We start from the raw sequence: 15,645 nt of genomic DNA, 5'->3' as shown, positions 1-15,645 counted from the left end.
TCGGCCGCAACAGGCCGTCAAAGCTGGCGGGAAATAAGGTCGCGCATGACCTCGCTGGTTCCGCCGTAGATTCGGCTGACGCGCATGTCGACGAACGATCTGGCGATCGGATATTCCATCATGTAGCCATAACCACCGTGGAGCTGCACCATTTCGTCGAGCGCCTTCCCGAGCGTCTCGGTCGCGAACAGCTTTGCGATCGCCGACTCCTGAAGCGTCAACCCGCGCTTCATATGCTCGGCCAGGTAATGATCGACCATCAGCCGGACTGCCACGGCCTGCGCCTTGATATCGGCAAGCTTGAACTTCGTGTTCTGAAAATCCCACACTGTATGGCCGAAGGCTTTCCGTTCCTTGACATAGGCCAGCGTGTGATCAAGCGCGGCCTCCAGGCGCGCTGCAGCCGATACCGCAATCGAGAAACGCTCCTGCGGCAATTCACCCATCAGATATTTGAATCCCATTCCCTCTTCGCCGAGCCTGTTGCTGACGGGGACCCGGACGTTGTCGAAGAACAACTCGGCCGTATCCGCGGCATGCTGTCCGACCTTCTTCAGCTTGCGCCCTCGCCGGAACCCCGCACGATCCGCCTCGACGACAATGAGGCTCATGCCCTTGGCGCCGGCGTTTGCGTCCGTCTTGCAAACCACGATGAGGATGTCGGAGTTCAGGCCATTGCTGATGAAGGTCTTGCTTCCGTTGATGACGTAATCGTCGCCATCTTTGACCGCGGTCGTCCGTATCGACTTGAGATCGCTGCCCGTGCCCGGCTCGGTCATCGCGATCGCCAGAATCAGTTCACCGGAACAGGCGCGCGGCAGCCACTTCCTCTTCTGTTCCTCGTTTCCGACCCGTGCGATGTATGGCGCGATGATATCGGAGTGCACCTGAAAGCCAGGTCCGCTTATGTTGGCGCGTGCCATTTCCTCCGCCATCACCACGGCATGGCCGAAGTCGCCACCCCCGCCGCCATATTCTTCCGGCAGGATGACCCCCAGCAGGCCCTCCTGGCCGGCCTTGAGCCAAACCTCGCGGTCGACACGACCCGCATCGTCCCATTCCTCCTGCCGCGGCACGCATTCACGTTCGATGAAGCGGCGAACCGTAGCGCGGAACATTTCGTGGTCTTCGCGAAAGACGGAGCGAGCGATCTGCATCTGGAAGGTCTCTTAGGTCCGGGAGCTGGTTGGGTTCAGTCCGGAAGCTAGCTCGTGCGGCCTGAAGTTCGACCACCCGCGTTGGGTAGGGTCGGGGGCGGGGCGACATCGCCTGAAACGATCCAGGCGAGGCCGATCCCTGATTATGGTCAGGACGGCTTGCGCGGTCTTGATCGCGCCCCGCCCGCTCCATCTCGACGACGAAGATCTCGAACCGGGGTGGTTGCGCGCCTTCCGCAAGATCATATGCGGCACGGGGGCGGCTCCCCGGCGCGCCGCTACGCTTCCCCTTGCACCTCGCCCGAGGCTCGTTCATCTTCATGGCGAACAACGCCGGTGGATGCATCGGCATAGATGTTGCCCCGCCAAGGAAGCGAATGCATGAGTACGGCATCTCCCACCATCATCTACACGCTGACCGACGAGGCCCCGGCGTTGGCGACCGCAGCGTTCTTGCCTATCGTGCGTGCGTTCACGGCACCCGTCGGCATCAACGTCGTTACCAGCGACATCTCGGTGGCGAGCCGAATCCTCGGTGAATTCCCGGAATTCCTGACCGAAGAGCAGCGTTTACCCGACAACCTGGCCGAACTGGGCCGGCTGACGCTGCTGCCAGGCACCAACATCATCAAGTTGCCCAACATCAGCGCATCGGTGGCGCAGCTGATGGCCGCGATCAAGGAGTTGCAGGACAAGGGCTACAAGATTCCCGATTATCCCGAGAGCCCAAAGTCGGACGAAGAGAAGGCGATCCGGGCGCGCTATGCCAAATGCACCGGGAGTGCCGTGAATCCGGTATTGCGCGAAGGCAACTCCGATCGCCGCGCTCCGCTCGCCGTGAAGAACTACGCGCGCAAGAATCCGCACAGCATGGGTGAATGGAGCCAGGCCTCTCGCTCGCACGTCTCTCATATGCACCAGGGCGACTTCTACCATGGCGAGAAGTCCATGACGCTGGACAAGCCGCGTGACGTCAAGATGGAGCTGATCACCAAGAGCGGCAGAACCATCGTACTGAAGCCCAAGGTGTCGCTTCAGGACCGCGAGGTCATCGACTCGATGTTCATGAGCAAGAAAGCGCTCCTGGAGTTCTACGAACAGCAGATCGAGGACGCGTACAAGACGGGCGTGATGTTCTCACTGCACGTGAAAGCCACCATGATGAAGGTCTCGCACCCCATCGTATTCGGCCACTGCGTGAAGATCTTCTATCGCGACGCCTTTGCCAAGCACGGCCAATTGTTTGACGAACTTGGCGTGAACGTCAACAATGGCATGGTCGACCTGTACAACAAGATCGGTAGCCTGCCGCAGAGCAAGCAGGATGAGATCAAGCGCGACCTGCATGCCTGCCACGAGTACCGGCCCGAACTGGCGATGGTCGACTCGGCCAAGGGCATTACCAACTTTCATTCGCCCAACGATATCATCGTCGACGCGTCGATGCCTGCGATGATCCGGAACGGAGGCAAGATGTGGGGCGCCGACGGTCGCCTGAAGGATGTCAAGGCCGTGATGCCCGAAAGCACCTTCGCGCGCATCTATCAGGAGATAATCAATTTCTGTAAGTGGCACGGCGCCTTCGACCCCAGGACCATGGGCACCGTGCCTAACGTAGGACTGATGGCGCAGCAGGCCGAGGAATATGGCTCGCACGACAAGACGTTTGAAATCCCCGAGGACGGCATTGCCAATATCACCGACCTCGCCACCGGCGAGGTGCTCCTGAGCCAAGACGTGGAGCAGGGTGACATCTGGCGCATGTGCCAAGTGAAGGACGCCGCTATCCGCGACTGGGTCAAGCTGGCCGTCAATCGCGCTCGTCATTCCGGCATGCCGGTCCTGTTCTGGCTGGACCCGTACCGCCCCCACGAGGCGCAGCTCATCACCAAGGTCAAGATGTATCTGCACGAGCACGACACCAGCGGCTTGGATATCCAGATCATGAGCCAGGTGCGGGCCATGCGCTACACGCTGGAGCGCGTGATCCGAGGTCAGGACACGATCAGCGCAACCGGCAACATTCTGCGCGATTATCTGACCGACCTGTTTCCGATCATGGAGCTCGGCACCTCGGCCAAGATGCTATCGATCGTGCCGCTGATGGCCGGCGGCGGCATGTACGAGACCGGCGCCGGTGGCTCGGCGCCCAAACACGTGCAGCAGCTGGTGGAAGAAAATCACCTGCGCTGGGACTCGCTCGGCGAATTCCTGGCCTTGGCCGTATCACTGGAAGACCTCGGCCTGAAGACAGGTGACCAGAAAGCCAAGCTGCTGGCCAAGACCCTGGACGCCGCCACGGGAAGGCTGCTGGACAACCGGAAGTCGCCCTCGCCGCGTACCGGCGAATTGGATAACCGTGGGAGCCAATTCTACCTCGCAATGTATTGGGCACAGGAACTCGCTACGCAAACCGAGGACCCCACATTGCAGTCGAAATTCAAGCCGCTGGCCGAGGTGCTGACCAGCAATGAAGACAAGATCGTTGCCGAGCTCGCGGCCTTGCAAGGCAAGCCCGCCGACATCGGTGGCTACTACCTGCCCGACTTGCACAAATGCGAAACCGTGATGCGGCCGAGTCCGACGCTCAATGCGGCGCTGGCTCAGATGGGAAGTTCGTAGAGACCCGAAGCTTGGTTGGCCTCGGAAACTCAAATCGACTGTGTCTCCTGGTCAGAGGCCGAGATGAAGCGGCGCGGCGCGCACCATCAAGATGCCTTTCCGCCGCTTGAATCCCGTGTCGTCGCCGACGGCCGCCGCGTCCCGCTCGGACCGAGCGGAGATCTGCTGTTCTTGTCAGGAAGCCTTTGCGTCGATGAGGACGCACGCGATAACGTCGAACTCCTGACCCGCCGGATATTCGAGCGCATCGCGCGCGTGCTGCGCAAACATGGCGCCTCACTCTCGGATATCGTGAAGACCACGGCGTTCTTGGCCGACTATGACGGCTTCAACCCGGCTCGCATTGAAATATTCATGGACGCCAAGTCTGGCGCACAGAATCGCGCAAATGGCGGAGAGAGTGGGATTCGAACCCACGGTACGGTTTCCCGCACACACGCTTTCCAAGCGTGCGCCTTAAGCCACTCGGCCATCTCTCCGGGAGGCCTCTCTTGAAGGGCTGAGGCGGATTTTGCAAGGGAGCGCGGGGCCGGAGCGTGAAATTTCCCCAATGGATTGAAAATATTAGGTAAATTGGCGGCGACATCAGCGTCGCCCGGCGACATCGCTTGCCGTGGCACGCGATTTTGGCCGCTGGCAGGTCAAGGACCGGCGCAAATCAGGCCATACAATCGATCGGCCGATCCTTGCCACTCCCGGGTACGCGATTGCGCAACTGGCGCATGCGGCTTTGCCTCCGAGCTTTCTACCTTTGCTCAGGGGTTCGTGGGGGCGAAATACCGATTGTTGCGCCACGCTGGAACGACGAGTCCCGTTCACGACATCCGCCACGGCGTATGGGTTCCGGTCTCCGCCGGGACGACGGAGTAGCGGATGGGCAAATAACGCGCGCCCATCCTGCAACGCCAGTGCTAGCTCAGTGATATCGCGCGGCAAGATCCGCCGTGCGGCGCCGCCACAGACTGGGTGGCTCCGGCAGCGCCGCGGCACCCGCATTGTGCGTGTCTTGCAGCGCCTCGATGAAATCGGCGAACCATTGCTGGATGGTGCCGCTGTTGAGCTTCTCCATCATGGCTTCCCAGCGCATCCGCCGTTCGGTCAGCGGCATCGCGAGCGCGGTCGCCAGGGTGCGCGCCATGCCGTCGATGTCGTGCGGATTGACCAGCAGCGCGGCGTCGAGTTCGTTGGCCGCACCGGCGAATTTCGACAGCACCAGCACGCCGGGGTCGGCCGGGTTCTGCGCGGCGACATATTCCTTGGCGACAAGGTTCATGCCGTCCTGCAACGGCGTCACCACGCCGACCTGCGCAGTGCGATAGAGGCCTGCGAGCACGCCCTGGCCAAAGCCCTTGTTGAGGTAGCGGATCGGCGTCCAGTCGACCTCGCCATGCACGCCGTTGACGTCGGTGACGAGCTTCGCCACCTCGCTCGCGAGATTGCCGTAGGCCTCGATCGCGCCGCGCGAGGGCGTTGCGATCTGCAGCAGCGACACCGAACGCTTCAGGTTCGGATGCAGCGCCCACATCCGGTCAAACGCCTTGATGCGGTTGACGAGGCCCTTGGAATAGTCGAGCCGGTCGACGCCGATCGCGAGCTTCTCGCCGTTGAGGCTGCGCCGCAGCCGCGTCACGTCGGGATGCATCATCGCCTTGGTCGCCTGCTGCGCGAATTTTCCGGGATCGATGCCGATCGGAAACACCGCAGCGCGGGTGCGGCCGAACGACGAACTGATCACACCGTCGCGCACCGCGAAATCGAGATCGTTCTGCACATAGCTAAGGAAGTTCTCGCAGTCCTCATCGGTCTGGAAGCCGATCAGGTCATAGGACAGCATCGCCTCGATCAGCTCGCGATGATTGGGCACGCCGGCGATCACCGCGCGCGCCGGCCACGGCGTGTGCAGGAAGAAGCCGATCGGCTGCGTGACGCCGAGATCGCGCAGCTCGGCACCAAGCGCGAGGAAATGATAGTCCTGAATCCAGAACACGGAATCAGGCTTGCGGAAGCGCAGCAGCGCGCGCGCCATGAACGCGTTCACTTCGCGATAGCTGTTATAGTCTTCGTGCGAGGCACGGATCAGGTCGGCGCGCGAATGCATCGCGGGCCACAGCGCCGAATTGGCAAAGCCTTCGTAGTAGCCGCCATAGTGCGCAGCCGGCAGATCGAGCATCGCCAGCGCGCCCGCACCGAGAGCTTCGACCTCTGCAAAAGGTTCCTTGTGGTTCCCGTCGCGGACGCGTCCGCTGGAACCAACCCAGATTGCCCCTGTCTTTTCCACCACCGGCAACAATGCCGCAGCCAGCCCCCCCGTCATGGGTTCATTGGGTTTTCCGCGCGAGACGCGGTTCGATACGACGACGAGGTTCACCCGGTCCCCTCCTGTTGGTCAACTCGCGTATTAACAACCATTCATCAAGATGGTTCCTGACCAAGGAATCTCCCAAATGAAACCAAATTCTGACGAAGCGAGAAGGAACTCGCGGGAACTCGCGAAAAGAAAATTTCATGCGAGGTTGACGCAACGACGCAAAAGCACCGCATTCGACTCGGCTGCGATGAATGTGACTCTGTTAGGACAGCCTGACATCCCTATCATCGTCGAGCAGTTGCGCGAGAAACGCGCGCACGTCGCTCGGCCCATCGAAATGTCCGGCGACGCCGGTCGCGCGACGGCCGACTGAAAAGGCGAGACCGTTGAAATCGGGCATGATCGCAAACACGGTCTCATCGGTGACGTCGTCGCCGATGAAGAACGGGAGACGTCCCTTGAAGGGCTCATGCGTCATCAGCTCGAGCACGCCGGTCGCCTTGGTGAAGCCGGAATGCTTGATCTCGCAGACGCTCTTGCCCGGCAACACCTCGATCGGCGCATTCGGCAGCTCGGCGCGGATCAGCGAGACCGCCTCGTAGATCGCCCTCTCCGCCTGCGGCGCCAGCCGATAGTGCAGCGCCAGCGAATAGCCCTTGTCCTCGAGCAGAATGCCGGGACTGAGCTTGGCGATCGCAGCGAGGCGGCGCTTCAATTCCTTGTCCAGTGGTGGCGCGTGCGCGGCGACCGCCTCGCTGTCCGGCTGCAGCCGCATCTCGGCGCCATGGCCGCCGACCGCGGGAAACTGCTCCGGCGCGAAGATCAGATCGATATCGTTGAGCGAGCGGCCGCTGACGAGCGCGAGCGCGCCGCCCGTGCGATCGTGCAATTGCTTCAGCGTGGTCGCGAGCTCCGGCGGCACCCAGACCTCGCGCGGCGTCGGCGCAAAATCGAGCAAGGTGCCGTCGATGTCGAGCAGCACCGCGGTGCGATCCAGCGGCGGAATCAGCGATGCCGGCGCCGGCATGCTGCCGGTCGTCGCATCAGGGGTGAAGTCGTCATCCAGGGGCATTTCGGCCAATTCATGCTTCGTCATAGTCTACTCCACAAATGCCAGTGGTCGCGCGACAGATTCGAGCGGTTTTCGCTCGGCCGCGACGGCATAGCGCCATGCGACGGCTGCGGCGACCAACATGAGTGCCGCCCCCAGCAGGTAGCCGGCGAACACGCTGTTGCGCGATCCGGTGTCGATCAGCACGCCGAACAGCGCGGGTCCAATCACGCCGCCGATGCCGGTGCCGACCGCATAGAAGACGGCGATCGCGAGCGCGCGGACCTCCAGCGGAAACGTCTCGCTGACGGTGAGATAGGCGGCGCTCGCCGCCGGCGAGGCGAAGAAGAAGATCACCATCCAGGCGATCGTCTGGGTCTGCGCGCTGAACACACCAATCGAGAACAGGTAGCCGGACAACGCCAGCAGCACACCCGAGATGCCATAGGTCAGCGCAATCATGGTGCGGCGGCCAACCGTGTCGAACAGGCGGCCGATCAGCAGCGGCCCGAGGAAGTTGCCGGCGGCGAATGGCAGGATGTACCAGCCGACATTGCTGGCGGCGATGCCGAAGAAATCGGTCAGGATCAGCGCGAAGGTGAAGAAGATCGCATTGTAGAAGAATGCCTGCGCGGCCATCAGCGTCAGCCCGACCAGCGAGCGCTGCCGGTAAGTCGAGAATAGCGTCACCGCGACCTCGCGCAGCGGCGTGTGATCGCGCATCCGGATCTTGATCTTCTCGAAGCCCTCGCCCGGCTGTTCGTGACCGAGCACGGAAGTCTCGATATCGGCGACGATCCTGTGGGCCTCTTCGGGGCGTCCATGGATCATCAGCCAGCGCGGGCTTTCCGGAATCCACATCCGCATCAGCAGCACGACGAGACCGAGCACGGCGCCGGTGAAATAGGCGATCCGCCAGCCGTGATCAGGCGCAAGCAACGCAGGATCGAGCAGGACGATGGCGCTCACCGCACCGATCGCGGCGCCGATCCAGAAGCTGCCGTTGATGACGAGATCGGTCCAGCCGCGATAGCGCGCCGGCACCAGCTCCTGGATGGTCGAATTGATCGCGGTGTATTCGCCGCCGATGCCGGCGCCGGTGAGAAAGCGAAACAGCGCGTAGCTCGCGACGTTCCACGACAGCGCGGTCGCAGCCGTCGCCGAGAGATAGAGCGCGAGCGTGATGAAGAACAGCTTCTTGCGGCCGATCCGGTCGGTGAGCCAGCCGAAGCCGAGCGCGCCGAGCACCGCGCCGGCGAGATAGGCGCTGCTGGCAAGCCCGACATCGGCGTTGGAGAAGCTCATGGTCGGGCTCTCCTTCAGCGCGCCCGACAGCGCACCCGCCAGCGTCACTTCGAGCCCGTCGAGGATCCAGGTAATGCCGAGCGCCAGCACGACGCGGGTGTGGAAACCGCTCCAGCTGAGATTGTCGAGCCGAAGTGGGATCGAGGTCTCGATGATGCGGTCGTCATTTGACGTGACTAGCGCCATCGCCGCATGCGTCGTCGCAGAGCTCAACTGTGTCCGCTGCAGTGTCATCAGAATGGACCAATGAGAAACGCCCCGGAACGCTGTGTTCCAAGGCTCTCCCTCCCAGGATTGCGGCAAACGGAGTGCCCGCCACGCGACGTCAACGCCGCAGCCCGGCAAGGGTTCCCGCAATGCGGCAAGGCGAGGGAAGTCGCTAGATCGACGAAACAGTTCGTGCGGAATTGATTTTGTTGTCCTGGCGAAAGCCAGGACCCATACGCCGCGGCCATGGCAATGGGCGCGCGGCGAATTGCACGGGCAACAATAACGTGTGGTGGTTATGGGTCCTGGCCTTCGCCAGGACGACGATGGATAGACCAGCGCGCCGCTTACGCTGCGCGGATGTTCGCCATGAAGCGGTCGAGTTCCTCGCGCAGCCGCGAGCTCTCGACCGACAGCGAGCGGGCCGAGTTCAGCACCTCTTCGGAGGCGACTCCCGTCTCGGTGGCGCCGCGGTTGACCTGGGTGACGCTGGAGGCGGCTTCCTGGGTGCCCTGCGCGACGTTCTGCACGCTGCGTGCGATCTCCTGCGTTGCCGCGCTCTGCTGCTCGACCGAGCTCGCGATGTTGGTCGCGATCCCGGAGATCTGCCCGATCGTGCCGCCGATCTCCTTGATCGCGGCGACCGATTCCTGCGTCGCGGCCTGCATGCCCAAGATGTGAGTGGAGATCTCGTCGGTGGCTCGCGCGGTCTGGCTCGCCAGCGACTTCACCTCGGAGGCGACCACCGCGAAGCCGCGGCCCGCGTCGCCGGCACGCGCAGCCTCGATGGTGGCGTTCAGCGCCAGGAGGTTGGTCTGCTCGGCGATCGCCGTGATCAGCTTGACCACGTCGCCGATCTCCTGCGCAGCGCGCGAGAGCTTGCCGATCCGGGCATCGGTCTGCTCGGCCTGGCGCACGGCGGAATCGGCGATCTGGCTGGATTCCTTGGCGCGGCGGCCGATCTCGTCGACCGACGCCGACAGCTCCTCGGTCGCGGACGCGACCGACTGCATGTTGCTGGAGGCCTCCTCGGAGGCGCCGGCGACCTGGCTCGACAGGTTCTGCGTGGTCTCCGCAGTGCGGGTCAGCGTCCCGGCCGCGGATTCGAGCTGCACGGCGGAAGCCGACACGTTGGAGACGATCGAGCCGACGGCGGATTCGAATTCGTCGGCGAAGCGAATGAGCTCGGCGCGCCGTGCGGTGGCGCTCGCCTTGTTCTGCGCTTCCTGGGTCGCGGCATCGCGCTCGGCCTTGGCGACCGCCTGGACCTTGAACTCTTCGACTGCGCCGGCCATCTCGCCGAGTTCGTCGCGACGGCCGAGGCCGGGCAGCACCACGTCGAAATTGCCGGCCGCAAGCTCGCGCATCGCCGCACACATCGCCGCGATCGGCCGCGAAATGCCCTTGCCGAGCAGGAAGGCCCACACCAGCCCGAGCACCAAGCTGCCGGCGGCAAGCATCAGGATCAGTTGCTCGGTTTCGCCGATCATGGAATGCGATTCGGTCTCGAGCCGCTTCTGGTCGGCGAGCAGGTCGGACTTCATCGCCGCCGCACCTTGGCTGATGGCGGCCGCGGATTCCGTCATCTCGACGGTCAATTCGTCGATCGACTTCGCATTCGCGATCAGCTTGGCCAGCGCCTCGCGATACTCTTCAAGCAGCCCGGTGATGTCCTTGACGCCCTGGCTGATCCGCTCGTTCTTAGAGGTGATCCCCTTCATGAGATTATCGGCGAATTTCAGCCGGGCTAGCGCGCTGGAGGCAACGGTCTTGTCGCCGTTGACGACGAACGTGTTGACCGCGCCGGTGATCGACTGCAGCTGGTCGGCGACCTTCTTGGCGCCGAACTGAATCGACTGCAGCTCGGAATCATCGGCATTGCTCGGCAGATCGTCGAGCTTGTAGCGCATCGAGGTCGCGCTGCGGACCAGCCTGTTCTGCGCGGTCTGCGCGCTGTCGTCCTTGATACGGACGATCTCGGCAAAGATCTTGGTGAAGGCGCGGAATTCGCGCTCCAGCTTGGTGATCTGCTCGAGCCGGGCCGGATTGGTGGTGCCCTTCATCGACGCCACGATGGCATCCTTCAGGCTGGCCTCGGCGGCGAGCGCGGCCTTGGCGTCGTCCTCCTTGCCGGTGGCGACGTAGTAGCGCGCCAGCGAGCGGTAGGAGATCAATTCGCGATCGATGTTGCGGGCGAGATCGGCTTCCGCGACGCTCTGGCGGTAGGAGCCGACACCGGCGGAGACCCGCTCGAAGCCCATATAGGCAAAGCCCATGGTCGCCGCCGACAGCGCCAGCGTGACGGCAAAGCCGAGCATGATCTTGGCTTGAAATCTGAGGGTTGGGAACCTGATCGACAGCGATCGCTTGAGTCCCGGCATTCCAACCCCCGTCTTCATTCTGAAAACCACGCGGGGTCCGGCAGCAACCAGCCCCAGCCCCCGGAGGGCAAAACTAAGGCAGAATCAATAAGGCCCGGTAAATGAGCAACAGGGTCAGCCAATTCGGCGCGCTACTACCTTGGTCGGGCTCGGGGGGTGGGCAAGGTCATTGACGCGCGGGTCCGGCCCGATACTTTAGAACCGATCAACCCTGTCCCTGCCCGGGCCGGGAGAACACATCGGGAGGTGTCCCATGTCATCGCGTCGAGCGGCGCCGTTGGCGCTTGCGGCGAGCGCAGCTGCCGGCAAAGTCGCCCGGCCCATGACATTTCCCCTCACGACCTAGAAGATACCGGCAGGCCTGACCGCAACCAAATCGCGGCATGGCCCGTATGCCCTTACGACCCGTGCTGTCACGACAGGCCGCGCCAAGAAAAACAAAAAATTCTGGTCAGGGAGAACACCTTTGGCGAAGCAGAACGGCAGCGCCACCGACAGCATTGTCGTGGTGCAGGCAAAGACCGACGGGCCGCGGCAAGCGGCCGACGAGATCGCGCGCCAATTGGCGGCGGCCGATCTCGCGATGCTCGTGGTGTTCGTCTCGCCGTTCTATGACCCGCAAACGTTCATTGCCGAGTTGTCCAGCCGGATGCCCGACGTCCCGATCTTCGGCTGCACCACGGCCGGCGAACTGTCGCCCGGCGGCTGGGATGAGGACAGCGTCGTCGCGATGGGCTTTATCGCCGCCGATTTCGTCATCGCGGCCCGGCCGCTGTTCGATCTCGCGACGTTCCGGGTCGATCACGGCCGCTCGATGTGCACCGAGCTGCAAAGCGAATTCGCGCAACGCACCGAGCATTGCGACCACACTGAGGATTCCTTCGGGCTGCTCTTCATCGACGGCATGTGCCAGCGTGAGGAAACCATCATGTCGGCGATCTATGCATCGCTCGGCGACATTCCGGTGGTCGGCGGCTCCGCCGGCGACGGCCTGCGCTTCGAGAAGTCGTGGGTCTTCCACGGCGGTCAGGCCCATACCGACGCCGCCGTCTTGATCCTGATCCGGACGCGGCTGCCGTTCCGCACCTTCAAATGCGATCATTTCGAGCCGACCTCGACCAAGATGGTGGTGACCGAGGCCGACATCGAGCACCGCATCGTCAAGGAATTGAATGCCGAGCCCGCCGCGCTGGAATATTCCCGCGCCGTCGGCCTCAGCGACAGCAAGCTCGAACTGTTCTCGTTCGCCGCGCATCCGGTCCTGGTGCGTGTCGGCGGCGCTTATTACGCGCGGTCGATCCAGCGCACCAATCCGGACGGGTCGCTGCAATTCTTCTGCGCCATCGACGAGGGAATGGTGCTGACGGTGGCGCGCGAGCGCGACCCGATCGACGTGACGAGCCGCCTGCTCCAGGAACTGACCGAGGAACTCGGCGAGGTCTCGATGTTCATCGGCTTCGAATGCGTGCTGCGCCGGCTCGATGTCGAGCAGCGCCAGCTGTCGCGGGAGATGTCGGAACTCTATCGCCGCAACAAAGTGATTGGCTTTCAGACCTATGGCGAGCAGTATCGCTCCATGCATGTCAACCAGACGCTGACCGGCATCGCCATCGGCAAGCGGGCTGTCGCCCCGCAATGACCGACAGCAAGACCACGCGCATTGCGGCCCTCGAACGCGAAGCCGAGAAGCTGCGCAAGATCAACGCCGCGCTGATGTCGCGCGTCGAACGTTCGACCGACCAGCAGCTCAACGCTTTCTCGCTGTTCGAGACCGCCATCGCGCTGGATCAGCAGGTGCGCGACCGCACCCAGCAGCTCAAGCAGGCGCTGCAATCGCTGGAGAAAACCAACGGACGCCTGCTGCAGGCCAAGCAGCAGGCCGAGGCGGCAAGCTCACTGAAATCATCGGTGCTGGTTTCGGTGACGCACGACCTGTTGCAGCCGCTCAATGCGGCGCGGCTGACGCTGTCCGCGCTGACCGAGATGGCCAGCGAGCCGAAGAGCGGCGCGCTGACCGATCAGATCGACCGTTCGCTGGCGACGCTGGAAGACATGCTGCGGACGCTGCTCGACATCTCGAAGCTCGATGCCGGCGTGCTCAGGCCCGAATTCGGTCCGGTCGCGATCGCCTCGCTGTTCGAGCCGCTTGAGCACGAATTTGTAGCTACCGCCGCGAAGCGCAACCTTGGCTTCAAGATCATGCCGTCATCGGCGGTGGTGCGCTCCGATCCGCTGATGCTGCGCCGGATCCTGCAGAACCTTGTGGCCAATGCGCTGCGCTACACCCAGCGCGGCACCGTGCTGATGGGATGCCGCCTCCAGGGCGACGACATCTGCATCGAGGTGCATGACACCGGGCCGGGCATCCCGGAGGCCCAACGCGAAGCCATCTTCGTCGAGTTTCAGCGTGGCGACGCCGGCGCCGGCGACAAGGCCGGCATCGGTCTCGGTCTTTCGATCGTGCGCCGGTTTGCCGACCTGCTCGGCCATGACATCAAGCTGAGTTCGCTCGCCGGCAAGGGCTCGGTGTTCTCGGTCACCGTGCCCCGCACCCTCGATCCGGTTGCGATCCCGGTGCGCGAACAGGCCAGCGTCGACTATCGCTATGGCGGCATGGAAGGCGCGAAGATCCTGCTGATCGAGAACGACCTGTCGAGCGCCGAAGGCCTCGCCCATCTGCTGGAGAAATGGGGCTGCGACGTCGCCGTGACGATCTCCAAGACCGAGGCGCTCGAGCGCATCCACGCGCTGGACGGCATTCCCGACGCCATCATCGCCGACCTGCATCTCGACAATGGCGAGACCGGCATCCAGGCCGTCGACGTGATCCGCGGCGAGATCAACGCCAAGGTTCCGGCGATCATCGTGACCGCCGACTACTCGGCGAAGGCCGCCTCCGACGTCTCGGCCTTCGGCCACGAACTCTTGAAGAAGCCGATCAAGCCGGCCGAGATGCGCTCGCTGCTGTCGTTCCTGCTGGCGGCGGAGCAGTCGGGCGCGCGGTTATGAGTCCGCACCGGGCGGCGGGGCCGTCACCGGCGCGTGGTCGTGCTTGCCGAAATCCAGTTTCGACAGCGCGATGATGGCCTCGGTCCGGCTGCGCACGCCGAGCTTGCGCAGGATCTCGGAGACATGCACCTTCACCGTGGTGACCGAGATATCGAGCTGATAGGCGATGTGCTTGTTCTGCAGGCCGCGGCAGATCATGTCGAGCACGCGAAGCTGCTGCGCGGTGAACTGGCCGAGCTGCTGCACCAATTGCTTGGTGTCGGCCTGGCCCTTCCGGGCGGCAGCCGAATCGCGGAAACGCGTCGGCAGGCACACCTCGCCTTCGAGAATGCCGCGCAGCAGCCGTGCCAGCTCGAGCTTCGGCGTCGACTTCGGAATGAATCCGGAAATCCCGAGCGAGATCGCGCCGCCGATGATCCGGGAATCGTCATGCGCCGACACGATCACGAGCGCGCTGCGCGGCGCGGCGGCCCGCACCCGGTAGGCACCGAGCAGGCCCGTGGTGCCCGGCATCGACAGATCGAGCAGGATCAGATCGAGGCCCTCGCGCGCGGCGATCACGTCGAGCGCGCCATCGATCGACGTCGCCTGCAGCACCTCGGCGTCGGGAAACTCGGCCCCGATCACACCAATCAGGGCAGCACGGAACAGCGGGTGATCCTCGACGATCAGCAGTCGAGGCGCACCCGCTTGATCGACCGGCGGCTCGTCCGCCAGGGGCGCGGTCGTGGTCAATGCTGCGCCGTCCTCCCTCGGATGCTCATGACAGCCATTGTGCGCAGGACATTATCTCAAAGCCGACCGGCAGCCTATAGGTAGCATGCCGGATGCCCTCGCCTTGCAGCGCAGCAACCTAGGGCGCCTTCTCTGCCTTCGCAACCGAGCTGGCTTCAAAGACGGGAAGCGGAATCTTGCCGAGCTCGATGATCGCTTTGTTGCGGCTGAACAGCTTCAGCTTGCGCAGGATCTCGGTGACATGCGCCTTCACCGTGGATTCCGCGAGCTTGAGCTCGGAGGCAATCTCGCGGTTCTGCAGGCCGCGGATGATCAGATGCAGCACGCGAACTTGCTGCGGCGTCAGCTTCTGGATCCGCTCGCGCAGCGTCCGCGCCGACTCGGACTGATCCAGCGCGCCGACCGCGACGAAATCCCGCGGCGCCGAGACCGATCCGCTCAGCACACGCGCGATCGCCTGCGACAACTCGCCGAGCGAGGTCGATTTCGGCAGATAGCCGACCGCGCCCATTTCCAGCGCCTCGCGGATGGTGTGCTTGTCCTCTTCGCTGGAGACGATGGCAATCGGCAGCCGCGGATAGCGATCCCTGATCTTCTGGAAGCCGGAGAAGCCGACGACGTCGGGCAGCAGCAGATCGAGCAGCGCGAGGTCGATATTCGGCTCGCTGGCGAGGATACCAAGCGCGCCCTTGATCGAGGTGGCCTCATAGATCCGGGCATCGGGATGCGAGATGCGGATGGCGTTGCCAAGCGCCTCCCCAAACAGGGGGTGATCGTCGATGATCAGGAACCTCATCATGAGGACCCTCGCACTGCGCGAGCCTTTTCCGTTCCGATTGAATCGGAACGGGGCTCTCGATTCTCATTTTG

Annotated in this window: 10 protein-coding genes, 1 tRNA gene and 1 pseudogene; 4 read left to right on the top strand and 8 right to left on the bottom strand. The window is 63.5% G+C overall.

What is annotated here, in order from left to right; all coding sequences use genetic code 11:
• Positions 1 to 17: 17 nt before the first annotated feature.
• A complete protein-coding gene (locus tag BraRD5C2_RS29155; protein ID WP_223974526.1) occupies positions 18 to 1,157 on the bottom strand; it encodes an acyl-CoA dehydrogenase family protein in 1,140 nt (379 codons plus the stop codon).
• 381 nt (positions 1,158 to 1,538) lie between these two features.
• On the opposite strand from BraRD5C2_RS29155, the gene BraRD5C2_RS29150 reads away from it, so the two are divergent.
• Positions 1,539 to 3,779, top strand: coding sequence for an NADP-dependent isocitrate dehydrogenase (locus tag BraRD5C2_RS29150; protein ID WP_223974524.1), 2,241 nt, complete (start codon positions 1,539 to 1,541; stop codon positions 3,777 to 3,779).
• Between the two features lie 63 nt (positions 3,780 to 3,842).
• Positions 3,843 to 4,100: pseudogene (locus BraRD5C2_RS39725) on the top strand (RidA family protein); the annotation flags it as partial.
• A 68-nt stretch (positions 4,101 to 4,168) separates the two neighbouring features.
• Here BraRD5C2_RS39725 and BraRD5C2_RS29135 read toward each other — a convergent pair.
• From BraRD5C2_RS29135 to BraRD5C2_RS29115, 5 genes are all read right to left on the bottom strand, one after another.
• Positions 4,169 to 4,258, bottom strand: a tRNA-Ser gene (locus BraRD5C2_RS29135).
• A gap of 437 nt (positions 4,259 to 4,695) precedes the next feature.
• Positions 4,696 to 6,147, bottom strand: coding sequence for a trehalose-6-phosphate synthase (locus BraRD5C2_RS29130; protein WP_223974522.1), 1,452 nt, complete (start codon positions 6,145 to 6,147; stop codon positions 4,696 to 4,698).
• 202 nt (positions 6,148 to 6,349) lie between these two features.
• The gene (otsB, locus tag BraRD5C2_RS29125) at positions 6,350 to 7,183 is read right to left on the bottom strand and encodes a trehalose-phosphatase (protein ID WP_374708057.1); all 834 of its coding nucleotides are present in this window, start codon (positions 7,181 to 7,183) and stop codon (positions 6,350 to 6,352) included.
• Positions 7,184 to 7,186: 3 nt separating this feature from the next.
• Entirely contained in the window at positions 7,187 to 8,629 is a 1,443-nt protein-coding gene (locus tag BraRD5C2_RS29120; RefSeq protein WP_374708060.1) for an MFS transporter, read from the bottom strand.
• Positions 8,630 to 8,997: 368 nt separating this feature from the next.
• The gene (locus BraRD5C2_RS29115) at positions 8,998 to 11,031 is read right to left on the bottom strand and encodes a methyl-accepting chemotaxis protein (RefSeq protein WP_223974518.1); all 2,034 of its coding nucleotides are present in this window, start codon (positions 11,029 to 11,031) and stop codon (positions 8,998 to 9,000) included.
• A 466-nt stretch (positions 11,032 to 11,497) separates the two neighbouring features.
• Here BraRD5C2_RS29115 and BraRD5C2_RS29110 point away from each other — a divergent pair, with 466 nt between their 5' ends.
• Together BraRD5C2_RS29110 and BraRD5C2_RS29105 are read left to right on the top strand one after the other, a co-directional pair.
• A complete protein-coding gene (locus BraRD5C2_RS29110) occupies positions 11,498 to 12,670 on the top strand; it encodes an FIST N-terminal domain-containing protein (RefSeq protein ID WP_223974516.1) in 1,173 nt (390 codons plus the stop codon).
• A complete protein-coding gene (locus tag BraRD5C2_RS29105; RefSeq protein WP_223974514.1) occupies positions 12,667 to 14,040 on the top strand; it encodes an ATP-binding response regulator in 1,374 nt (457 codons plus the stop codon). Before BraRD5C2_RS29110 ends, BraRD5C2_RS29105 begins: the two co-directional genes overlap by 4 nt.
• Here the strand turns inward: BraRD5C2_RS29105 and BraRD5C2_RS29100 are convergent.
• Positions 14,035 to 14,775 carry a LuxR C-terminal-related transcriptional regulator gene (locus tag BraRD5C2_RS29100; RefSeq protein ID WP_223974511.1) on the bottom strand — a complete coding sequence of 247 codons (741 nt, stop codon included), beginning with the start codon at positions 14,773 to 14,775 and terminating at the stop codon, positions 14,035 to 14,037. The two genes, BraRD5C2_RS29105 and BraRD5C2_RS29100, sit on opposite strands and share 6 nt — an antisense overlap.
• Before the next feature lie 118 nt (positions 14,776 to 14,893).
• Positions 14,894 to 15,574 carry a response regulator gene (locus tag BraRD5C2_RS29095; protein WP_223974509.1) on the bottom strand — a complete coding sequence of 227 codons (681 nt, stop codon included), beginning with the start codon at positions 15,572 to 15,574 and terminating at the stop codon, positions 14,894 to 14,896.
• Between the last annotated feature and the right edge of the window lie 71 nt (positions 15,575 to 15,645).

The sequence above is a fragment of the Bradyrhizobium sp. RD5-C2 genome (assembly GCF_019972155.1).
Classification (GTDB): Bacteria; Pseudomonadota; Alphaproteobacteria; order Rhizobiales; family Xanthobacteraceae; genus Bradyrhizobium.
Note: the sequence above shows the minus strand (reverse complement) of the source record. Positions and strands in the feature narration are given on the sequence as shown.

Coding starts and splice junctions, on each gene's coding strand:
- BraRD5C2_RS29150 (WP_223974524.1), top strand. CDS start 1,539: ATGAGTACGGCATCTCCCACCATCATCTACACGCTGACCGACGAGGCC.
- otsB (WP_374708057.1), bottom strand. CDS start 7,183: ATGACGAAGCATGAATTGGCCGAAATGCCCCTGGATGACGACTTCACC.
- BraRD5C2_RS29120 (WP_374708060.1), bottom strand. CDS start 8,629: ATGGCGCTAGTCACGTCAAATGACGACCGCATCATCGAGACCTCGATC.
- BraRD5C2_RS29095 (WP_223974509.1), bottom strand. CDS start 15,574: ATGATGAGGTTCCTGATCATCGACGATCACCCCCTGTTTGGGGAGGCG.
- BraRD5C2_RS29155 (WP_223974526.1), bottom strand. CDS start 1,157: ATGCAGATCGCTCGCTCCGTCTTTCGCGAAGACCACGAAATGTTCCGC.
- BraRD5C2_RS29105 (WP_223974514.1), top strand. CDS start 12,667: ATGACCGACAGCAAGACCACGCGCATTGCGGCCCTCGAACGCGAAGCC.
- BraRD5C2_RS29115 (WP_223974518.1), bottom strand. CDS start 11,031: ATGCCGGGACTCAAGCGATCGCTGTCGATCAGGTTCCCAACCCTCAGA.